General features: G+C 74.4%; 16 protein-coding genes. 6 read left to right on the top strand and 10 right to left on the bottom strand.

Translation table 11 applies throughout. The features are described 5' to 3' along the window. Window positions 1-34 precede the first annotated feature (34 nt). Entirely contained in the window at window positions 35-997 is a 963-nt protein-coding gene (locus BKA05_RS19075; RefSeq protein ID WP_179532836.1) for a hypothetical protein, read from the top strand. Here the strand turns inward: BKA05_RS19075 and BKA05_RS19070 are convergent. From BKA05_RS19070 to BKA05_RS19060, 3 genes are read right to left on the bottom strand one after another with little or no spacing between them, the layout of a single operon-like run. Continuing rightward, window positions 964-1,362 carry a hypothetical protein gene (locus BKA05_RS19070; protein WP_179532835.1) on the bottom strand — a complete coding sequence of 133 codons (399 nt, stop codon included), beginning with the start codon at window positions 1,360-1,362 and terminating at the stop codon, window positions 964-966. The two genes, BKA05_RS19075 and BKA05_RS19070, sit on opposite strands and share 34 nt — an antisense overlap. Before the next feature lie 15 nt (window positions 1,363-1,377). After that, entirely contained in the window at window positions 1,378-1,599 is a 222-nt protein-coding gene (locus BKA05_RS19065) for a hemerythrin domain-containing protein (RefSeq protein WP_179532834.1), read from the bottom strand. 53 nt (window positions 1,600-1,652) lie between these two features. Beyond that, window positions 1,653-3,845, bottom strand: coding sequence for an MMPL family transporter (locus BKA05_RS19060; protein WP_179532833.1), 2,193 nt, complete (start codon window positions 3,843-3,845; stop codon window positions 1,653-1,655). Window positions 3,846-3,990: 145 nt separating this feature from the next. Between BKA05_RS19060 and BKA05_RS19055 the strand changes: the two genes are divergently transcribed. After that, complete coding sequence (locus BKA05_RS19055; protein ID WP_179532832.1) at window positions 3,991-4,743, top strand: WHG domain-containing protein; 753 nt, start codon at window positions 3,991-3,993, stop codon at window positions 4,741-4,743. Between the two features lie 80 nt (window positions 4,744-4,823). On the opposite strand, the gene BKA05_RS19050 is transcribed toward BKA05_RS19055, so the two are convergent. The 3 genes from BKA05_RS19050 to BKA05_RS19040 all read right to left on the bottom strand — a co-directional run bounded on the left by BKA05_RS19050 (window position 4,824) and on the right by BKA05_RS19040 (window position 6,925). Beyond that, window positions 4,824-5,528, bottom strand: a complete 705-nt coding sequence (locus BKA05_RS19050) for an NAD-dependent deacylase (RefSeq protein WP_343045768.1) — start codon at window positions 5,526-5,528, stop codon at window positions 4,824-4,826. Between the two features lie 64 nt (window positions 5,529-5,592). Continuing rightward, window positions 5,593-5,925 carry a DUF4333 domain-containing protein gene (locus BKA05_RS19045; RefSeq protein WP_179532830.1) on the bottom strand — a complete coding sequence of 111 codons (333 nt, stop codon included), beginning with the start codon at window positions 5,923-5,925 and terminating at the stop codon, window positions 5,593-5,595. Window positions 5,926-5,989: 64 nt separating this feature from the next. Further along, window positions 5,990-6,925 (bottom strand): 1,4-dihydroxy-2-naphthoyl-CoA synthase, encoded by a 936-nt coding sequence (locus BKA05_RS19040; RefSeq protein ID WP_179532829.1) that lies wholly within the window; start codon window positions 6,923-6,925, stop codon window positions 5,990-5,992. 56 nt (window positions 6,926-6,981) lie between these two features. Here BKA05_RS19040 and BKA05_RS19035 point away from each other — a divergent pair, with 56 nt between their 5' ends. Beyond that, a complete protein-coding gene (locus tag BKA05_RS19035) occupies window positions 6,982-7,425 on the top strand; it encodes a nitroreductase family deazaflavin-dependent oxidoreductase (RefSeq protein WP_179532828.1) in 444 nt (147 codons plus the stop codon). Between the two features lie 121 nt (window positions 7,426-7,546). Here BKA05_RS19035 and BKA05_RS19030 read toward each other — a convergent pair whose 3' ends face one another. From BKA05_RS19030 to recC, 4 genes are all read right to left on the bottom strand, one after another. Beyond that, complete coding sequence (locus BKA05_RS19030; RefSeq protein WP_218843129.1) at window positions 7,547-8,146, bottom strand: ACT domain-containing protein; 600 nt, start codon at window positions 8,144-8,146, stop codon at window positions 7,547-7,549. An 84-nt stretch (window positions 8,147-8,230) separates the two neighbouring features. Beyond that, entirely contained in the window at window positions 8,231-10,003 is a 1,773-nt protein-coding gene (gene recD / locus BKA05_RS19025) for an exodeoxyribonuclease V subunit alpha (RefSeq protein WP_179532826.1), read from the bottom strand. Further along, window positions 10,000-13,356, bottom strand: a complete 3,357-nt coding sequence (locus BKA05_RS19020; RefSeq protein WP_343045767.1) for a UvrD-helicase domain-containing protein — start codon at window positions 13,354-13,356, stop codon at window positions 10,000-10,002. Before BKA05_RS19020 ends, recD begins: the two co-directional genes overlap by 4 nt. Further along, complete coding sequence (gene recC, locus BKA05_RS19015) at window positions 13,353-16,736, bottom strand: exodeoxyribonuclease V subunit gamma (RefSeq protein ID WP_179532825.1); 3,384 nt, start codon at window positions 16,734-16,736, stop codon at window positions 13,353-13,355. Before recC ends, BKA05_RS19020 begins: the two co-directional genes overlap by 4 nt. Before the next feature lie 123 nt (window positions 16,737-16,859). Between recC and BKA05_RS19010 the strand changes: the two genes are divergently transcribed. The 3 genes from BKA05_RS19010 (at window position 16,860) to BKA05_RS19000 (ending at window position 21,651) form a co-directional block, all read left to right on the top strand. Further along, entirely contained in the window at window positions 16,860-17,873 is a 1,014-nt protein-coding gene (locus tag BKA05_RS19010) for an IS481 family transposase (protein WP_179532176.1), read from the top strand. Window positions 17,874-18,031: 158 nt separating this feature from the next. Continuing rightward, window positions 18,032-21,067 carry an MMPL family transporter gene (locus BKA05_RS19005; RefSeq protein WP_179532824.1) on the top strand — a complete coding sequence of 1,012 codons (3,036 nt, stop codon included), beginning with the start codon at window positions 18,032-18,034 and terminating at the stop codon, window positions 21,065-21,067. Then, entirely contained in the window at window positions 21,064-21,651 is a 588-nt protein-coding gene (locus tag BKA05_RS19000; RefSeq protein WP_179532823.1) for a TetR/AcrR family transcriptional regulator, read from the top strand. The genes BKA05_RS19005 and BKA05_RS19000 overlap by 4 nt, the downstream gene beginning before the upstream one ends. Window positions 21,652-21,661: the final 10 nt, after the last annotated feature.

Below are 21,661 nucleotides of genomic sequence, written 5' to 3'. Positions count from 1 at the left end.
CGGGTCGCGCCGCACCGGCTGGCACGATGCGCCCGTGAACGTGCTGCGGCGACTCCTCTCGGTCCTCCTCGTCCTCGCCGCGGTGGCGCTGCTGCCGGTCGCGCTCACCGGCACCTGGCTGGAGCGCACCGTGACCGACACCGACACCTACGTCGACACCGTCGCGCCGCTCGCCGACGAGCCGGCCGTGCAGGACTCGGTGCGCATCCGCGCCCAGGCGGCCGTCGTCTCGGCCCTGGACCCGCGCCGGCGCGCCGAGGAGCTGCGCGACGACCTGGGGGGCCGGGTGCTGCGCCCCTACCTGCGCGACGCCGGCGGTGACCTCCCCAGCGGGGTCGCCGCCTACGTCGACGAGGCGGTCGGTGCCGCGGTGCGGGCGGTGCTCGCGTCGCCGGAGTGGCCCGAGCTGTGGCGCGCGGCCAACCGGACCGCCCACGAGACCGTGATGGCCGCCCTGGACGCCGAGGCCGGCGAGCCGGTCGCCGTGCGCATCGACCTGGCCGGCGTCGTGCGCGCGACCCTCGACCTGCTCGCCGAGCGGGGACTGCCGGTGGGCCGCGGCGTGCAGGTGGGCGCGGTCGAGTTCGAGGTCGCCGACTCCTCCGACCTCGACCGGGCCCGCTCGACCGTGCAGCGCATCGACCAGGTGGGCCTGTGGGTGCCGGTGGCCGCGGTCGCCGCGCTCGCGGTGGCGCTGCTGGTCTCGCCCCTGCGCCGTCGTACGACGCTGCTGGCCGCGGCCCTGGCGCTGCCGGCCCTGGGGTTGCTGGCCCTGGGGCTGCTCGGCGCGCGCAGCGTGCTGGAGGCGACGGCCGACCCCGGCGAGCAACGTGAGCTGGGCCTGGCGGTCTGGGACGCCCTGGTGGCCGGCCTGTGGCGCGACGTCGCGATCGCGGCCGGCGCGGCACTCGTGGTGCTGCTGCTGGCGGCGCTGCTGCCGCGCGGGCGGCGGCACCCGTCGGGTCAGGACCAGACCGGCGCGATCTCGCGGGTGTAGCGGCGCCCGAGCAGCCGGGCGAGCAGCGCGGTCACCGGCGGCGGGACCAGCGTGCCGAGGAACGCCCGCTCCTCGGCGGGCATGTCGTCGGTGAGCCAGGCGAAAAACCGGCCGGCCTCGACGACCGAGCCGCCGCGCAGCTTCTTCTCCACCGCGGCCCACTCCTCGGTGTCGGTCATCGGCACCAGCACCGGCTCGAGCTCGTCCTCCTCGTGGCGCAGGTGGGCGTCAACGATGCCGGACATCGTGGCCACCTCCTCCCGGGCCGCGTCGAGGCTGCTGCGAGAGGGGTCGGAGGCGAGCGCGACGAGCGCGGCCTCGACACCCCCGAGAGCGTCGGCCATCGCCTCGTGCTCGGACTCCATCTGCTCCAGCAGCTCCTAGTCGGCGCCCAGGCGCGCCATCATCGGCCAGATGTGGTCGTCCTCGCCCTCGTGGTGCCGGGTGAGCTCGGCGCGCAGGAACCGGTAGGCACGCAGCAGGTCGACGGCACGGTCCTGGTCGGGGTCGGCCTCGAGCGCCTCGGCCAGGCGCCTGACGTCGCGGCGCACCGCCCCGTGGATCAGCCGGTTCATGGTCAGCCCGTCAGCCGCCGTCGTCATGACCCTCAGGCTAGGACGACGGCGGCCGGCGGGCGTGCTCATTGCGAGGTGGTTCAGACAGGTACCGGCGCGTCGGCCCGGCCCTCCCGGGCCGGCTCGGGGTCGCCCTCCTCGCGGAAGCCGTGCCGGTCCCACCAGCGGGCGAGCGGTCCGGGGGCGTACCAGTTCCAGCGGCCCAGCAGCTTCATCGTGGCCGGCACCAGCAGCGCGCGGACGACGGTGGCGTCGATGAGCAGGGCGACCAGCATCCCGACCCCGAGCATCTTCATGAACACGATGCCGCTGGTGCCGAAGGCCCCGATCACCACGCCGAGCAGCAGCGCCGCGGACGTGATGATCCGGCCGGTCTTCTGCACGCCCGCGGCGACCGCGCGGTCGTTGTCGTGGCTGCGGTCCCACTCCTCGCGGACCCGGCTGAGCAGGAAGACCTCGTAGTCCATCGACAGGCCGAAGAGGATCGCCAGCATCAGGATCGGGTTGGTCGCGTCCAGGAAGCCCTGCGGCGCGAAGCCGAGGGTGTCGGCGAGGTTGCCGTCGCTGAAGATCCAGGTCACGACGCCGAAGGAGGCGGTGATGGAGAACAGGTTCATCACGACCGCCTTGACCGGCAGCACCACCGACCCGAACGCGACGAAGAGCAGCACCAGCATCACGCCGACGACGATCAGCCCCATCCACGGGAGGTGGCTCGCGACGGAGGCGACGAGGTCGACGGTCTCGGCGGTGAGGCCACCCACGAGCACCTCCCCGGAGGCGGGCTGCACCTCGCGGAGGTCGCGGACGAGCTCCTGCGAGGCCTCGGTCTGGCTGTTGCCGTCCCAGCTGGCGCGCAGCAGCGTCGTGCCGTCGGCCTCGGCGACCGGCACCACGTCCAGCACGCCGGGCACCTCCCGGACGCTCTCGGTGTACGCCGTCACGTCGGCCGGCTCGGTGCCCTGCAGCAGCAGCTGCGCGGTCGAGACCTCGCCACCGCCGAACTCCTCGTTGAGGACCACGGCCGCCTGGTGGGCCGGGGCGTCCTCGGGGAGCACGCGGTAGTCCACGCTGCCCCACTTCGCGCCGAGGAACGGGCTGGCGATCGCGAGCAGCGCGGCGATCGTGACGACCATGACCAGCACCGGACGACGCATCACCGCGTGGGCCAGGGCGGCCCAGCGACCGCCGTCGGCCGGGGCCAGCGAGCGGTGCCGGCGCCAGGGCAGCCGGCCCGCGTCGACGCGGCGTCCGAGCAGGCGCAGGACGGCCGGCAGGATCGTCAGCGCGGCCAGCATCGCCACGACCACGGCGGCGATGCCGCCGTACCCCATCGAGCGGAGGAAGGCCTGCGGGAAGATCAGCAGGCTGGCCATCGCGGCCGCGACGGTCAGGCCGGAGAAGAGCACGGTGCGGCCCGCGGTGGACATGGTCCGGCGGATCGCGATCGAGGCGGCGTCGGGCTCGTCGAGCGGCTGCAGCGCCAGCTCCTCGCGGAAGCGGCTGATGACGAAGAGCGCGTAGTCGATGGCCAGGCCGATGCCCAGCAGCGAGATCACGTTGACCGAGAAGATCGAGACCTCGGTGAACTCCGCGATCACCCGGACCACCGCCAGCGCGCCGAGCATCGCGATGACGCCGACCATGGCCGGCATCAGGGCGGCGACCGCGGAGCCGAAGATCAGCAGCGCGAGCAGGACGACGATCGGCAGCGAGATGAGCTCGGCGCGCTTGAGGTCCTCCGACGTGATCTCGTTGACGTCGTTGTAGACCGCGTACGCCCCGGCGATCGAGGTCTCCAGGCCGCTGGCCTCCGGTGCGTCGAGGACGGCCGCGACGCGGTCGTAGCTGACCAGGAAGTCGTCCTGGGTGTCCCCGGCCAGGGAGATCAGCACCTGCGCGTGGCTGCCGTCGTCACTCACCAGCCCGGCCTCGGGCGGGGCCTCGTAGTAGGGCACGACGGAGGCGACCGCGTCCGCGGGGATGTCGGCCACGACCTCCTCGACCGCCGCCCGGAAGGCCGGGTCGTCGGCGGAGAGGTCGCCGTCCTCGTCCGCGTAGATCGCGACGACGTCGATGCCCTTGTTGCCGAACGCCTCGCGCTCGGCGTCGAGCTCGCGTGCGGACTCCGAGGAGGCGTCGTCGAACCCGCCCTGGGACAGGGAGTCGAAGACACCGGCGCCGAAGGCACCGGCCCCGAGGGTGAGCAGCACCCCGATGAGCAGGACGGCGAGGGCTCGGCGGCCCACGAGTGCTCCCCAACGATCGATCATGACGGTTCCTCGCGCTCGGCGTGACAGGATGGGTGACAGGGCATCCACAGAAGTGAACGGCGTAAACCGTAAATGGTGTTAACGTGGGTGTCAATGCATCACTGATGCTGTCCGCACCACCCCGACCTGCCGCAGGAGCCGCCGCGTGACCGTGGAGCCGACGACCCGCCGCGAGCGCCAGCGCGAGGCGACGTACTCCGAGATCGTGGCCACCTCGATCGCCCTGCTCCGCGACGGCGAGGACCTCTCGCTGCGTGCCGTGGCCCAGCGGATGGGGATGACCGCGCCCGCGCTGTACCGGTACGTCGCCAGCTACCAGGAGCTCGTCGACCTGGTCGCCTACGAGGTCGACCGGTCGGCCACCGAGCGGTTCCGCGCGGCGGCCGACACCCTGCCCGAGGACGACGTGGCCGGCCGGCTGTGCCTGAGCGCGACCGCGTTCCGGCAGTGGGCGCACGAGTCGCCGCGCGAGTTCGGGCTGGTCTTCGCCAACCCCATCGCCGACACCTCCTGCGCGCGCCGGGAGATGCTCACGCTCAGCAGCTCAGGACACTTGTTCACCGACCAGATGAAGGCGATCTGGGAGTCCAACGGCTTCCCGATCCCCGCCGTCGACGACCTGCCGCCGGCCGCCCGTGAGGCGGTGCTCGACCCGCTCATCCCCGCCGAGAGCGAGGGCGTCGCCGAGGCCGACCGCGGGTTGCTGTGGGTCTACATGCAGGGCTGGACCCAGCTCTACGGCATCGTCACGCTCGAGGTGTTCGGCCACATGGACCCGCGGCTGGTCGAGAGCGGCGACCTGTTCGTCGACACGATCCTGCGCTTCGCCCCGCGGATGGGCCTGGAGCACGACCTGGACCGCCTCGAGGCGCTGATCCGCTCCCACCTGCGCGACTGACCTCCCGCCGAGCCGGCGTATTGATACGCCGGCTCGACCCGTCCGCCATGCCGAACCGGCGTATTGATACGCCGGTTCGATCAGCTCGCGGAGTGAGCGGTCTCCAGCAGCTCCTCGACCCAGTGCGGCACGAGCTCGCCGGCCCGGCCGTGGCGCGCCTCGTGGAACCACGCCGTGCCCTCGGAGGGCTCGAGGTTGAGCTCGAGGGTCCTGGCGCCGTACCGCAGGGCGTGCTGGACGAAGCCGGCGGCGGGGTAGACCGCGCCGGACGTGCCGATCGAGACGAACAGGTCGGCACGGGCGAGCTCGATCGAGATCCGGTCCATGCCGTAGGGGACCTCGCCGAACCACACGACGTCGGGCCGCAGCTCGGTGACGCCGCAGCCCGGGCACGGTGGCAGGTCGACCAGGTCGGACTCCCAGCGGACCCGACCGTCGCACGCACGGCAGAGCGCCGAGAGCAGCTCGCCGTGCATGTGCAGCACGCGGCGCGACCCGGCCCGCTCGTGCAGGTCGTCGATGTTCTGGGTGATGACCAGCAGGTCGTCGCCCAGGACCTCCTCCAGCCGCGCCAGCGCGTGGTGGGCGGCGTTGGGCTGCACGCCCAGCAGGGCGGAGCGGCGTGCGTCGTAGAAGCGGTGCACCGTCATCGGGGCGTGGTCGTAGGCCTCCGGCGTCGCGACCTCCTCGACGCGGTGGCCCTCCCACAGGCCGTCGGCGTCACGGAAGGTCGGCACCCCGCTCTCCGCGGAGATGCCGGCCCCGGTGAGCACGACGACCTTCACGCCCGACACCCTAGACCCGCCGAACCGGCGCATCCTTCCGCACCGAGCCGGCGCATCCTGCGGCTCAGCTGGCGGTCTCGGCCACCTCGATGTCGAAGAGGACCTGCTCGGTGTCCTCGTCCACGGAGGTGACGGTGATGGCGACGGCGTAGGACTCGCCGCTGTCGTTGAGCGTGCACTCCATGGTGGTGTCGACCTCGGCGTCGAGGTCGCCCGGGCAGACGATCTCCTCCGGTGCACGCCCCACCTGCTCGGCCAGCTGGTCGCTGATCTTCTGCTCCAGCGCCTCCCGGTCGATCGCGGGCGCACCACCCACCGAGGCCTCGAAGGAGCACCCGGTCAGGGCAGGCGAGGCGAGGGCGGCGGACACGGCGAGGACGACCAACGAGGAGCGCATGCGGCGAGTCTCCTCCTCGCCGGCGTACGGCGGGGTGTGGTCTGGTCCGGGCTCGCCGGACGGCTCAGTAGTACCAGGGGTACGGGCTCCAGTCGGGGTCCCGCTTCTCGAGGAACTGGTCGCGGCCCTCCTGGGCCTCGTCGGTCATGTATGCCAGGCGCGTGGTCTCGCCGGCGAAGAGCTGCTGGCCGACCAAGCCGTCGTCGATGGCGTTGAAGGAGTACTTCAGCATCCGCTGGGCGGTGGGGCTCTTGCCGTTGATGAGCCGGCCCCACTCCAGGGCGACCTGCTCGAGCTCGGCGTGCGGGACGGCCCGGTTGACGGTGCCCATCCGCACCCCGTCCTCGGCGGAGTACTCCTGGGCGAGGAAGAAGATCTCGCGGGCGATCTTCTGGCCGACCTGGCGCGCGAGGTACGCCGACCCGAAGCCTCCGTCGAAGGAGCCGACGTCGGCGTCGGTCTGCTTGAAGCGGGCGTGCTCGAGGCTGGCCAGCGTCAGGTCGGAGACGACGTGCAGCGAGTGCCCACCACCGGCGGCCCAGCCCGGGACCACGCAGATGACGACCTTGGGCATGAACCGGATCAGCCGCTGCACCTCGAGGATGTGCAGCCGCGCCAGCCGGGCCTTGTCGATCGGGTTCGGCGGGGCGCCGGCGTCATCGTGACCGTCGGTCTCGTACTGGTAGCCGGCCTTGCCGCGGATGCGCTGGTCGCCGCCGGTGCAGAAGGAGTGCTTGCCGTTCTTCTCGCTCGGCCCGTTGCCGGTCAGGAGCACGCAGCCGACGTCGGCGGAGGTGCGCGCGTGCTCCAGCACCGTCAGCAGCTCGTCGACGGTGTGCGGGCGGAAGGCGTTGAGCACGTCGGGCCGGTCGAAGGCCACCCGGACGGTGCCGTGCGCCTTCGCGCGGTGGTAGGTCAGGTCGGTGAGTCCCTCGAAGCCGGGGACCTCGTCCCACTGCTCGGGGTCGAAGATGTCGGACACGCCGTCGATCGCGCTCATGGCAGGCAACCTAGCGGGGGTGGAAGAGTCGGCGGTCCACCGGTGTTGTGGTGGGCATGGCACTGACAGGTGAGTACGTCCCCAGCCCCTCCGAGTGGGTCCGCAACCAGGTGGCCGAGTACGAGGCCTCCGACGGGCAGCGCGCGAACACCCTCCCCGACCACCCGGAGTGGCCGATCGTGGTCATCACCTCGGTCGGCGTGAAGTCCGGCGCCCTGCGCAAGAACCCGGTCATGCGGGTCGAGCACGACGGCGTCTACGCCGCCGTCGCCTCCAAGGGCGGCCACCCCGAGCACCCGGAGTGGTACCACAACTTCCTCGCCCACCCCGAGGTCGAGCTCCAGGACGGCGCCGAGAAGCACACCTACCGCGCCCGGGTCGCCGAGGGCGAGGAGCGCGCGCAGTGGTGGGAGCGCGCGGTCGCGGTCTACGCGCCGTACGCGGAGTACCAGGCCAACACCGACCGCGAGATCCCGGTGTTCATCCTCGAGCGGGTCTGACCTGGGGTAGGCGCGTACGTCACCGGGTCTCGACCCGGCGACGACGTCCTCGTCCCTCGGACGTGCGCCTTGCTCGAGCTTCCTTCGCGTCGCCGAGCACTCGTGCCTCGTGCCCGGCCGCTCAGTCGCGCTGGATCGACATCGCCAGGCCGGCGAGGTGGCCGACGCGCGCGAGCTCGGAGTCGAGGAACTCCGGACCACCGCGGCGACCGACGACGACGATCTCGTTGCCCCCGAGCCGGGCGGCGACCATGACGTTGACGTCGTCGCCCTCGACCTCGACCCGCTCGGTGCGGACCAGCTCGACGAACGGCAGGTCGGTCGGCGCGGCCTCGGTGGCGTAGCGCAGCCCGTCGGCGCGGTGCACCCGCGCGGCCCAGTCGGCCCGGAAGGTCACCGGCAGCAGGTCGACGAGCCGGTCCAGCGCCTCCGTCGGGTTGGCGGTGAGGTCCTCGACGGCCTCGAGGTCGAGGAAGAGGTTGCCGCCCGCGCCGTACCGGCTGATCCACACCACGTGCACGCCGGGCAGCTGGTTGCAGGCCGAGACGATGGTGTCGGGCATGGCCGTGGGCGGCAGCTCGAGCAGCACGTCGTCGACGGCGGTGCCGTCGTGGCGCTTCTCGACGATCTCGATCGCCTCGATGTCGCCACCGGCCTCACCGATGGCTCCCGCCAGGCGTCCCAGGGATCCGGGGACGTCGGGGAGCTCGACACGCAGCAGGAACGGCACCCGGGAACCCTAACCGCCACGTGTGACACCCACGTCACGGTCCCGCGACCGTGGCAGCCGCCGAGCGGCCGAGGGTCAGGACGGGAGCGCCAGTCGGGGCCGCAACCCGCTGGCCCGCTGGACGCGCCGCTCGACCGCGGCCCGGACCGCCTCGGGCGAGGCGACCACGGTCACGCTCTCGCGGGCGCGGGTCACCGCGGTGTAGAGCAGCTCGCGCGTCAGCAGCGGAGAGTCCTGCGGCGGCAGCAGCACGCTCACGTGCCGCGCCTGGCTGCCCTGGCTCTTGTGCACCGTCATCGCGTGCAGGGTCTCGACGTCGGAGAGCCGCGACGTGGAGTACGCCGACGCGCCGGCCACCACCACGCGCAGCTGCTCGCCGTCGCGCACGGTGACCCCGGTGTCGCCGTTGAACAGCCCCAGCCCGTAGTCGTTGCTGGTGACCAGCACCGGGCGGCCGGGGTACCACTCCTGGCCGTGCGCGCCCAGGAACGCGCCCAGCTCCTCCCCCAGTGAGCGCTCGACCAGGGCGTTCCAGTGGCGGGCGCCGTGCGGGCCGTCGCGGTGGGCGCACAGCAACCGGTGCTCCTCGGTGAGCGAGAGCGCCTCCTCGGCGCGGCCGGCCTCGGCGAGCACGTGCAGCGAGCGAGCCTGGGCCAGCAGGCGCTCGCGCAGGGCGGCGAGGGCCGCCGGGTCCTCCGGGTCGAGGCGTCGTACGCCGTCGGCCCCGGCGTCCAGGCGGCGCAGCACCTCCTCGGCGTCCCCGTCGCGCAGCGCCTGGGCCAGCGCGCCGATCTCCGCGCCGTAGCGCCGGGTGGTGGTGAGCCCGGTGACCGCGGCCGGCGCCCGTGCCGCCAGCCCCCCGACCAGGTCGGCCAGCACCGCTCCGGCCTCGACCGACGCCAGCTGGTCGGGGTCGCCGACCAGCACCAGCCGGGCATCGGAGCGCACCGCCTCGAGCAGCCGCGCCATCATCGTGAGCGAGACCATCGAGGTCTCGTCGACCACGACGACGTCGTGGGGCAGGGTGTTGCCGCGGTGGTGCCGGAAGCGGGTCGTGGAGTCCGGGCGCCAGCCCAGCAGCCGGTGCATCGTGGTGGCCGTCAGCCCGTCGAGGCGTCGCCGGTCGTCGGCGTCGAACCCCGCGCCCGGCCGCTCCTGCGCCTCCCGCACCGATTCCAGCAGCCGCGCCGCGGCCTTGCCGGTCGGAGCGGTCAGGGCGATCCGCAGCTCGCGGGGGTCGGGGCCGGACGCCGCCTCCGCCGCCAGCACGGCCAGCAGGCCCGCGACGGTGGTGGTCTTGCCGGTGCCGGGGCCGCCGGTGAGGACGGTGGTCCACTGCTGCGCCGCGGCGAGCGCGACGGCGCGCTGGTCGGCCGACCCCGCACCGGGGAAGAGTCGTTCGGCATGGGCAGCCAGGAGCGTCGCGTCGACCTGGGGCGGTGCGGCCTCCGCGCGGCGTACGAGGTCGTCGCGGACCTGACCCTCCTCGCGCCAGTACCGGTCGAGGTAGACCAGGCCGTGCTCGACCCGCACCACCGACGAGGCGGCGAAGGCCGAGGCCGCCAGGTCCTCGGCCCAGCCGTCACTGTCGGGCCAGGGCAGGTCGTCGCCGTCGGCGAGACCCGTCAGGTCCACGCAGACCGAGCCGTGCCGGGCCGCGCGCACCGCCAGGGCGACCCCGAGTCGCAGCCGCTCGTCGTCCTCGCCGACCAGCTCGCCCAGCCGCACCGCCGTGTGGACGTCGGCGGCGGTCAGCACACCGGCGGCGTTGAAGGTCCCCAGCAGGCCGCCGAGGCCCGGGACCAGCCGGCGGTCGTGGGCGTCGGTGGGCTCGAAGCGCTCGATCATCGGGCCTCCCCGGTCACGGTCGGGACGGGCGCGTCGAGCAGGTCGGAGAGCGCGGTGACCAGCGCGGCGGGCGGGCGCCAGGAGAACACGCCGGCGGGGACGCCGGCGGTGGTCGGGGTGTCCGGGCCGCACATGCCGCGCAGGTAGAGGTAGAGCACGCCGCCGAGGTGCGTGTCGGGGTCGTAGCCGGGCAGCCGCCAGCGCAGGTAGCGGTGGGCGACCACGCTGTAGAGCAGCGCCTGGAGGGGGTAGTGGCTGTGCAGCATCGCCTCGGCCAGCGCCGCCGGTGCGTAGTCGGCGGCCGTCGGGGGGCGCCCCGCCTCCCCGAGGAGGTTCGTCTTGTAGTCCACGACCAGGAACCGCTGGTCGGCGCCGGAGCCCACCCGCAGGACGGCGTCGACCGACCCGCCGAGGTAGCCGGTGAGCGACTGGTCGGCCAAGGGCGGGCGGGCCAGCCGGTCGGCGTACGGCAGGAGCGGGTCGCCGTCCGGGAGGTGCGCCCGCAGCAGGTCGGCGACGTCGCCGACGCGGTGGGCGGGACGACCACCCCCCGCTCGGTCGCCGCCGGCCAGGGGCAGCTCGAAGTCCAGCTCGCGCAGCCGGTCGCGCAGGGGGACCTGCGCGAGCGTGCGGTCACCGGCCAGCGGCCCCAGGGGCGTGTGGTGCAGCGGCACCAGGGCGGCGGCCAGCGCGTCGGGGTCGACGTCGACCGGCCACCAGCGCAGCTCCTCCCCCACGCGGGCGCGCAGCTCCGCCTCCAGGTCGGGGGCGTCGGGGTCGGCGTGCTCGAGCACGGCGTGCACCAGGGAGCCGAAGGCCGCCCCGGCAGGGAGCTCGGCCATCGGGGAGACCGGTGAAGGATGCGCCGGCTCGGCGTCCGGGGTGGGGTCGGGCAGGTCCGGCAGGTCGGCGAGGGACTCGTCGGGCTCGTCGGTCAGCACGGTGACGGGGGGCTCGCTGCCGACCGCAGGCGCCGCCTGCTCCTCGACCCGCACCAGGCCGGAGTAGGAGGTACGCCGCCAGGCGGTGTCGACCTCGCGACCGAAGGTCCGCACGGCCAGCCGGGGCCGCTCGCCCGCGGCCGGCTCCGGGCGCTCGGTGGCCGGCTCGACGACCTCGGCGGTCGGGCCGCCGAGCTGCTCGAGCAGGCCCAGGACCCGCTCGGCGTACTCGTCCTCGCGTGGCTCCTGCACGTCGGGGACCTCGGCGGTCCCCGGCTGTCGCCCGAACAGCAACCGGTGCAGCCCGCCGTGACGGGTGTTGGCCGTGGGGGCCCACCACGTCACGACCTGGGACTGGGCCCGGGTGAGGGCGACGTAGAGGTCGCGCAGCTCCTCGCCGGCCTCCTCGGCGCGGTGCAGCGCCTCACGGCGGGCCCACTCATCACCGCGGCCGCTGACGTCGAGCATCCGCTCCCCGCCCTCGTGGTAGCGAGCGACCTGCGAGGGGAAGGGGAACTGCTGGTAGGCGAAGGGGAGGTAGGTGACGGGGTACTGCAGGCCCTTGGAGCCGTGGACGGTCACGATCTGCACCGCGGCCGCGTCGGAGTCCAGGCGGCGGGGGCGCTCGGCCGACCCGCGCGACTCCTCCCGCAGCCATCCCAGGACGCCGGTGAGCCCCAGCTGGTCGCGCAGCGCGGCCTCGTGGAGCAGCTGACCGAGGTGACGCAGGTCGGTGAGCAGCCGCTCGCCGTCGACACGGGCCAGCACCCGGGCCCCGAGCCCCCGCTCCTCGGCCGCCTCGAGCAGCGCCGCCACGCCACGACCGCGCACGAGCAGTGCCCAGCCGCGCAGCACGTCGGCCACCTCGCCGGTCAGCTGCTCGCCCCGCGCGTCGAGGGTGGCGGCGTCGTGACCGAAGAAGCTGGTCAGCGCCGCCGCACGGACCAGGCCCGAGCGGTGCGGCTGGGTCATCGCCTCCAGCAGCGTGGTCCACTCCGCCGCGGCGGGGGTGCGCAGCAGGTTGCCGCCGCCGGCCAGGACCGCCGGGACCCCGCGCGCCTGCAGCTCGCGCTGGACCAGCAGGCCGTGGTCGCGCACCGCGACGATCACCGCGACCTGCTCGGCGACCAGCGGCTCACCGCACCAGGTGGCCCCGGAGGCGAGCAGCTCGGCGATGTCGGCGGCGCAGTCCTCGGCGACGGCCTGGCGGGCCTCGGGCGCCGCGACGAGGCCCTTGCGCAGCCGGAACCCGTCACGGGGCAGCCGCCGCACCCGGAACGGCGAGGGGTGCGGGGCCCCCACCAGGCGCCGCTCGTCGTGGACCGACCCGACCGGGTGCACCACGATGCCGGGGTCGCCCAGCGCGGCACCCTCGAGCACCACCTGGAGCCGCTGCACCAGGGCGGTGTCGGAGCGCCGGTTGACCGCCAGGGTGGCCCGGTCCGAGGCGTCGCGGGCGGCGGCGAGGTAGGTCACGACGTCGCCTCCGCGGAAGGCGTAGATCGCCTGCTTGGGGTCGCCGATCAGGACCATCGTGGCGTGCCCGTGGAAGGCGCGGCGCAGCACGCTCCACTGCACCGGGTCGGTGTCCTGGAACTCGTCGACCAGCACCACCCGCCAGCGGTCGCGCATCCGGTCCCGGGCCGGCGCGGCCGGGTCGGCGAGGGTGGCGTCGAGCCGTGAGAGCAGGTCGTCGTAGCCCAGCAGGCCCAGCCGTCGCTTGCGGCGGTCGAGCTCACGGCGTACGTCGCGGGCGAACCCGACCCGGGCCTGCCCGGCCGGGGACGCGCCCGGCGCGTCGGGGAGCTGAGCCTGCGGGTCGCCGACGGCGGCCCGCCCCAGCTCCAGCGCCACGTCGCGGCCGAACGGCGGCGGCTCCCGGTCGGCGGCGAACCGGCCGAGGTAGAGGTCGTCGACGACCTCGACCACCAGGTCGTCGAGGTCCTCGACCAACCGGGCGCCGGCCTCGGTGTCGCCGGCGACACCGAGCGAGCGCAGCACCAGCTGGCAGAACTGGTGGGTGGTGGCGATCGTGGCGCTGTCGAAGTCGGCCAGCGCGTCGCGCAGCCGCTCGCGCATCACCGGGCGCTGGGCGGGCTCCTGCGCCAGCAGCCACCACACGAGGGTGTCGTCGGTGTCCGCGGTGGCCGGGTCCGCCAGCGCCCGCTCCGCCCCGACGAGGGCGTCGCGGACCCGCTCGCGCAGCTCCTGGCTCGCGGCCCGGCCGAAGGTGATGACCAGCATCTCGCCCAGCCGGGCGCGCCCCTCGGCGACGTAGCGGGTGACCAGGGCGCCCACCGTGTAGGTCTTGCCGGTGCCGGCGCTGGCCTCGAGCAGGGTGGTCCCCTGCTGGGGCAACGGCCCCGTCACGTCGAAGTCGCGCATCGTCGCTCCGTCCACCTCGGCGCTCACCAGCTGCCCTGCTCCCTGGTCAGCAGCGGGCCCCACAGCCGCAGTGAGAGCGCCCCGAAGCGGGTGGTCTCCCCCGGGTGGTCCTCGTCCGGCCCCGGAGGCTGGTCCAGCCCCGGCAGCCCGGCACCCGCGCCCCACGCCGCCACGTGCGCAGGGTCTGAGCACTCGCCGGGGTACTTGCCGTCGTCCCAGTCCCAGCCGGCCTTGCGCAGCGCCTCGTCGACGGTGCCCTGCGTGCGCCGGAGCTTGGCGTAGGCGAAGGAGGCCTTCAGCGGCAGCGGCAGCGGCTCGCACAGGCCCCGGTCACGCATCGCGACCAGGTCGCCGAGCAGGTCGCGGGCGGTGTGGTCGAGGGGGCCCAGCAGCGAGGTGCCCACCACGTCACGGGACCGCGACGAGGTGGGCCGCCCCAGCGTGTGGGCGGTCCAGCTGCGCTCCTCGTCACTGGCCGCGAGCGCCAGCAGCCGCAACCACGACGTCAGCCGGTGCGCGGCGCCGAGGCGCGAGAAGGAGACCGGCACCAACCGGTCGCCGAAGACGTCCGGGACGGTGCCCCGCAGCCTACGCCCGCCCCCGAGGTCGACGTCGACGTCGACCTGGCTCGCGGGTCGGGTGCGCAGGTCGCGGGCCGCCGCCGCGATCGGGGCCACCTCGCCGAGCAGGTCGGTGAGCAGCCGCCAGCCCAGCTGCCCCGGCGGGAGGGCGCCTCGGCGCCACTCCTGCTGGCGGACCTGGTCTGGGTCTGCGCCGGAGAGCAGGTCGGCGAGCAGTCGGTCCCCCACCTGCCAGCGCTGCAGCTGGTCGAGCTCGACCGGCAGGCCGTCCTCGAGCGGTTCGTCCGCACGGGGGAGGGCGACGTCGAGGCGTTGGGCGGAGAGGAACCCGGCGACCGGCCCGCCGCGACGGCAGAAGAAGGCGACGAGGTCCTCGAGCTGGACGTCGCCGGGGCCGGGCGGCGGCAGCGGCGCGCTGAGCAAAGGCGGGGCCGGGACGCGCTCCCCGCGGGCGGCGCGGGCCGCGGCCAACGCCGTGCGGTCGTGGGAGAAGGGGGCGTCGGTGCCGAGCCGGCCGGCCTCGAAGTTGCGCTCGTCGAAGGGCTGCAGCGGGTGCTCGACCCGCACCACGCCCCGCACCGACGCGGCCGCCCCCGGCGGCGTGGCCGTGACGTCGAGGGCGTCGAGCAGCTCGCCCACCGGGACGGCGGGGGGCCGCTCCTGGCCGGAGTACTCGTTGCTGCCGGTGCAGGTGATGACCAGGGTGTCGGTGGCGGCCAGGACGGCGTCGAGGAAGAGCTGGCGGTCCTCGCTGCGGGGGTCGCGCTCCCCGGTGAGCGGGTCGCGCGCGAGCACGTCGTCGCCGTCGACCGCACCCACCCGCGGGAAGACCCCGTCGTCGAGGCCCACCAGGCAGATGACGCGGTGCGGCACCGAGCGCATCGGCACCATGGTGCAGACCGTCAGCGTGCCGGTGCGGAAGTTCGCGCGGGTCGGCCGGCCGGCGAGCCGGTCGTCGAGCATCGCGCGCACGTCGGGCAGCCGCAGCTCGAGGTCGCCCCGCCCGGCGGCGTCCTCACGGACGCGGGCCAGCTCGCGCTGCACCTGGCCGGACTGCCAGGACTCCGAGGGCGGGACCGAGGTCAGCGCCGCGACCGCCTCCCCCAGCGTGGAGAGCCAGTGCTCGAGCGGGTGGGCGCCGGTCAGCAGGTCGGTCACCTCACGGAGCCGGCGCACCAGCTCCACCACGCGCCCGGCCAGGTCGACCTGGCCCGAGCCCACGTCGTCGAGCGGCAGCGTGCGCCCCAGCCACGCCCCCGTGTCGTCGCTCATGGCAACGCCGGCCAGCAGCCGGTCCAGGCCGAACTCCCAGGTGTGGGAGACCACCGACTCCAAGCCGTAGTCGGCGCGGTGCTCGGCGTCGAAGGCCCACCGCACCCCGGTCGCGCGCACCCAGGACGTCAGCTGCACCAGGTCGTCGTCACGCAGCCCGAACCGGTGCCGCACGGCGGGCTCGTGGGCCAGGTCGACCACCTCGCCCGCGGTGGCCCTGCCCCCGGCGAGGTCGAGCAGCCGCCGGGCCACCGCCAGCAGCGGGTTGGTGCTCGAGAGCGCGCGGTCGGCCAGCCGCACCCGGAGCCGGTGCGCGGGGTGGCCGTCCTCCCCGACGACCTCGCCCAGGCCGAAGCCGGCCTCGACCAGCGGCGCGTAGGCCTCGATGTCGGGGCACATGACGAGCACGTCGCGCGGCTGCAGCGTCGGGTCGTCGGCGAGCAGCCCGAGGAGCACCTCGCGCAGCACCTCGACCTGGCGCGCCGGCCCGTGGCAGGCGTGCACCTGCACCGAGCGGTCGTCGGCGGCCATGGTGCGGGCGGCGGCCAGCTCGGCGTCGGGCGCGCGGTCAGCACGCAGGTCGGCCTGCAACCAGCCCAGCAGCGTCTGCTGCTCGGGCGGGTCCGGTGCCGCCCCCTCGTCGACGACCGGCACGGTCGCCAGGGTGCGCTGGAGCTCGCGGACGTCGCGGCCCAGCGCGGCGAGCAGCGGGTGGGCGACGGCACGGTGCGAGGCGTCCTCGCGACGTGGCACCGGGCCGGTCTCCACCACCGGCTCCAGCGAGCGCCAGAGCGCGTCGGAGGGGTGCGGCAGCCACAGGTGCACGTCGCGGTGCTCGCCGAGCGCCGCCAGCAGCGCGGCCTCGGTGCCGGCGATCCTGGTGTGACCGAAGAGCGAGAGCCGCGCCGGGAGCTCGAAGGAGCCCGGGTCCTGACGCAGCCGGGTCACGGTCTGCTCGTGGCGCACGTGCGGCGGGGGGCCGTCGACCCGCTCGGCCAGGCGCCGCCACAGCGGCGGCTGCCACCTCAGGTCGGTCGGGAGGCTCCCGCCCCGGCCGTCGCCGTGCCCGCCGCCCTGCCAGTCGGCCAGCACGCCCGGCCGCTGGACGGCGTACGCCGAGAACAACCCGGCCAGGCGGCGCGCGACCGCGAACCTCCGACCGCGGCGCAGGTCGAGCTCCTCGCCCGAGCGCCCGGCACCGAGGTGGCGGGCCAGCGGCTCGGCCCAGGGCTCGTCGAGCACCTCGTCGAGCACCTGCACCAGCGGCCAGGCCAGGGTGCCGGGCGCCCACGGGTCCTCGTCGCGGGTGCCGAGCAGCTCGGCCACCAGGGACCACGGCGAGCGCAGCGCGACACCTGCGCAGAGCCCGTCCTCACGCCCCGGGGCCGCACCCAACCGGTGCGAGAGGCGCTGGGTCAGCCAGCGCTCGACCCCTCGGGCCGGCACCACCACGAGGTCCTCGGCGAAGGGGTCGGCCGGCGGCACCGCGAGCAGCCCGGCGAGACCGTCGGCCAGACGGTCGGTGCGGGCGGCACGGTGCAGGAGCAGGGTCATCGGGGAGCACGCTAGATGTTCTGACCACGGACGTTAGGTACGGCGGGTCGGCTGGACCATGACGAAGACCTCCGGGTGAGGTGTGGAGCTACCACAGCAACCACATCCACCACGGAGGTCTTCATGACCCACGCTAACGCCACCCTCACCCCAGCCGGGCGACTGCGTCTGGCCCAGCTCGTCGTCGACCACGACTGGACCTACGCCCGTGCCGCCGAACGGTTCTCCGTCAGCATCACCACCGCCCGCCGCTGGGCCCTGCGTTACCGCGAATCCGGCAGGGCCGGCATGGTCGACCGGTCCTCACGACCGCACCGCTGCCCAAACCAGCTGCCCCGACGAACCGAGCGTCGGATCGTGAGCCTGCGAGTCACCCGGCGCTGGGGACCGGCCCGGATCGCCTACCACCTCGGGCAGAACCCCTCGACCGTCCACCAGGTCCTGCGCCGCTACGGCTGCCCACGGCTGAAGTGGACCGACCCCGCCACCGGCACCCGGATCAAGACCTCCTCGCGGGACAAGCGACGCTACGAGCACGCCGCACCGGGCGATCTGGTCCACGTCGACATCAAGAAGCTCGGCAAGATCCCCGACGGCGGCGGCTGGCGCGTCCACGGCCGCGGATCAGCCCAAGACCGCAGCGCCGGCGCCACACGCGACCGGGCCGCCCGCTCCGGTGCCACACCCTCGCGCGGCTACGTCTACCTCCACCACGCCGTAGACGACCACTCCCGGCTGGCCTACTCCGAGATCCTCACCGACGAACGCAAGGAGACCGCCGCAGGGTTCTGGCAACGCGCCCGCGCCTACTTCGCCGAGCACGGCATCGCGGTCAGCGCCGTCTTGACCGACAACGGCTCCTGCTACCGATCACGGCTCTGGGCCGCGACCCTGGGCCAGGACGTCAAACACCGCCGCACCCGCCCCTACCGGCCCCAGACCAACGGCAAGGTCGAACGCTTCAACCGCACCCTGCTCGAGGAATGGGCCTACGCCTGCGCCTACACCTCAGAAGCCGACCGCGCGTCCGCCTACCCGGAGTGGCTCCATCACTACAATCACCACCGCGGCCACACCAGCCTCAAAGGCAAGTCACCCATCGACCGCGTGCCCAACCTCCCCGGGCAGAACAGCTAGACGGCCGGGCCGACAGCGTGGCTCCGACGGGCGGTGGTCTCGACGCCCGCTCGTCGCTGGCGCTCCTCGCTGCTCGACCACCGGACTAGCACTCCTTGCCAGTGGCAAGCGCCACATCTCCTTGCCACTGGCAAGCGACGCTCCCTAGCGTCCCCGTCGTGGACCACGAGCCGAACCGCCTGCTGCGCGGCCTTGCCTCCCTCGTCGTGCGCCGGGCCGTCTGGGTGCTCGCGGCGTGGCTGGTGGTCGCCGGCGCGGTCAACCTCGCCGTCCCCCAGCTCGAGGAGGTCGTGGCCCGGGACTCCACGCCGGTCGTGCCGCTGGACGCCGACTCCTCCCGCGCGGTCTCGCTGATGGACCGGGAGTTCGGCAGCGGGCGCAGCCACTCCTTCCTCGTGGTCCTCGCCGAGCGGGAGGGTGGCCTCACCCGCGCCGACGTCCGCTACGTCGAGGGCCTGGTCCCCCGGCTGAGCGCGGACACCGAGAACGTCAGCTTCGTCCAGGACGTCAGGGACGACCAGGTCCGCGAGGCGCTGACCAGCGACGACGGCGAGGCGGTCTACCTCCAGGTCGGGATCCCGGGGTTCACCGGCGCCCCGTCGGCCATCCAGCAGGTCGAGCACGTCCGCGAGGTGGTCCGCGACGGCGCACCCGACGGCCTCGACCTGCTCGTCACCGGCCCGTCGGCCACCGTCTCGGACATGGCCGTGGAGGCCGAGTCGAGCATCCTGGTGATCACGCTGGTCACCATCGGGCTGATCTTCGCGCTCCTGCTGCTGATCTACCGCCGGCTCTCGGTCGCGCTGATCATCCTCGGCACCGTCGGCCTCTCCCTCGGCGTCGCGCGCGGGCTGACCGCGTGGCTGGGCCTGCACGGGGTCTTCGACGTCTCCACCTTCACCGGCTCCTTCCTCACCGCGATCGTGCTGGGCGCCGGCACCGACTACGCGATCTTCCTGGTCAGCCGCTACCACGAGCAGCGCCGTCTGGGCGTCCCCGCACGCACCGCCGCGTCGTACGCCGCCGGGCGGGTCTCCGCGGTGATCATCGGCTCCGCGCTGACCGTCGTGCTGGCCAACGCCTGCATGCTCGTCGCCGAGCTCGGCGTCTACACGACGACCGGCCCGGCCATCGCGGTCAGCGTCACCGCGACGCTGCTGGTCTCCATCACGCTGCTCCCGGCGATGCTCGCGCTGCTCGGGCCGCGGGGCCTGTTCGAGCCGCGGCCGGCCAGCACCGGCGCGGGCGGCTGGGCCCGGCTCGCGGCGCTGGCCGTGCACCGGCGGGTCCCCATGGCGCTGGCGGCCCTGGTGCCGCTGGTGGCGCTCGCCGCCCTGATGCCGACGATGGAGCCGTCCTACGACACCCGCGGCATCCAGCCGGAGGACACCGAGAGCAACCGCGGCTACGACACCCTGGCGCGGCACTACCCGGTCAACGAGGTGCTGCCGGAGTACGTGCTGGTCAGCAGCGACCACGACATGCGCAACGCCCGCGACCTGGCGACCCTCGAGCAGGCGGCCTCCGCGGCGGCCCGGACCCCCGGCGTCGCGCTCGTCCGCTCGGTCACCCGGCCCGACGGCGAGGCGATCGACCAGGCGCGGGTGTCCTACCAGGCCGGGGTGATCGGGCGGAGGCTGCGCCGCGCCGGGGACGAGGTCGCCTCCGGCACCGAGGGCGCACGCACGCTGGCAGACGGCTCGGCCCAGGTCGACGAGGGCGCCGAGGAGCTGGCAGCGGGGGCCGACCAGGCGGTCGAGGGCGCCGGCATGCTCGTCACCGCGCTCGAGGAGCTGCGCTCGGGCCTGACCCGGCTGGAGTCCGGCGCCGATGAGGCGGTCGCGGGCACCGGCGAGCTCCGCGCGGGCGCCCGGATGCTCGCGGTCGGGCTGGACGCGGCGTACTCCCAGACCCGCACCGCCGTCGACGGCCTCGGCATGGCCCTCGACGCGCTCGAGTCGAGCCTGCCGTGCACCCTCGACCCGATCTGCCGCCAGGCCCGCGACGGCGTGCGCGAGGTCTACGAGGGCGAGCGCGACCAGCTCCTCCCGGGGCTGCGCGACGCGGCCGCCGCGGCACGACAGGTCGCCGAGGGCAGCGGGGACCTGCAGACCGGGCTCCGTCAGCTCGACGACGGCCTCGAGCAGGCACGCGCCGGCGTCGAGGAGATCACCGCGGGCCAGCGCCAGTTCCGCCAGCGGCTGGACGAGCTCGCCGACGGCACCGAGCAGCTGGCCGAGGGCACGGGCCGGGTCGCGGCCGGCACCAGCGAGGTCGCCGGGTCCGTCGGCGACCTCGAGGGCGGTCTGGGCGAGGCCGCCGACTACCTCACCTCGACCGCCGAGCGGGCCGACACCTCCGCGATGGGCGGGTTCTACCTGCCGCCCTCGGCGCTGGCCGACGACCGGTTCGCCGCCGCCAGCCGGCTCTTCATCTCCCCCGACGGCCGCACCGCCCGCATCGCCGTGCTCGGCACCGACGACGCCTTCAGCAGCGCCGCGGCCGAGCGGTCGACGCAGGTGCGGCAGGTCATCGAGAACAGCCTGCGCGACTCCCGGCTGCAGGACGCCGACGTCGTCACGACCGGCATGGCCTCGGCCAACGCCGACCTGGCCGCGATCGAGGCGCGCGACTTCCGGCTCATCGTCGCCGTGGCGCTCCTGACCGTCTTCGTCATCCTGCTCGTGCTGCTGCGCTCGGTCGTCGCGGCGGTGTTCCTGCTGGCCACGGTCGTGCTGTCCTACGCCTCGGCCGTGGGGCTGGGGGTGCTGGTCTTCCAGTGGATCCTCGACGAGCCGCTGGAGTGGTCGGTCCCCTCGCTCGCCTTCATCCTGCTCGTGGCCGTCGGCGCCGACTACAACCTGCTCCTGACCAAGCGGATGCAGGAGGAGGCCCCCGACGGCAGCCGCGCCGGGATCGCCCGCGCCGCCGCCGCGACCGGCGGCGTCATCACCGCGGCCGGGGTGATCTTCGCAGCGAGCATGTTCGCCCTGATGGCAGGCAGCGTCGACTCGCTCGTGCAGACCGGCTTCGTCATCGGCGCCGGCCTGCTCATCGACACCTTCGTGGTGCGCACGATGCTGGTGCCGGCCGTCGCCGCCATGCTCGGGCCCCGGCTGTGGTGGCCGCGTCGTCGCGCCCCGCGGCCTACGGTTGCTCCCGTGGACGCCGCACCGCAGACGAGCAGCCGATGAGCGACGTACGCCGCAGCCTGCTGCACGCCGCGCTGGCCGAGATCGAGCAGAACGGCATCGGCAAGGTGTCGCTGCGCGCCATCGCCCGACGTTGCGGGGTCTCCCACCAGGCCACGGCGCACCACTTCGACGACCGCGCCGGGCTCTTCACGGTGCTCGCGACCGAGGGGTTCCACGCGCTGCTCGGGCGCTCGCAGGCCGCGATCGCGACCGCCGCGCGCACCGGTGACGACCCGCTCGTCGCCGCCGCGATGGCCTACCTCGGCTTCGCGGCCGACCAGCCGACGACCTTCGACGTGATGTTCCGGCCCGAGCTGGTCCACCACGACGACCCGCGGCTCGTGGAGGCCCGGCTGGCCCTGTGGGAGCACGGCCGGCGGGTCGTCGAGCGGACCCAGGCCCAGGGCTGGGCCCCCGGGGTCGCGGCCGACGTGCTCAACATGGCCTGCTGGTCCACGATCCACGGCTACGCCATGCTGCGCCGCGACGCCGACGCGATCGCGGCGGCCGGCCTGCCCGACATCGACGCCGAGGCGATGGTGCGAGCCGTCATCAGCGCGCTGGTGCGGGTGCCGCCGGAGTAGGTCTCAGGCG

This window comes from Nocardioides marinus (genome assembly GCF_013408145.1).
Lineage (GTDB): Bacteria > Actinomycetota > Actinomycetes > Propionibacteriales > Nocardioidaceae > Nocardioides > Nocardioides marinus.
This window is presented reverse-complemented; position numbering and strand designations above follow the sequence as displayed.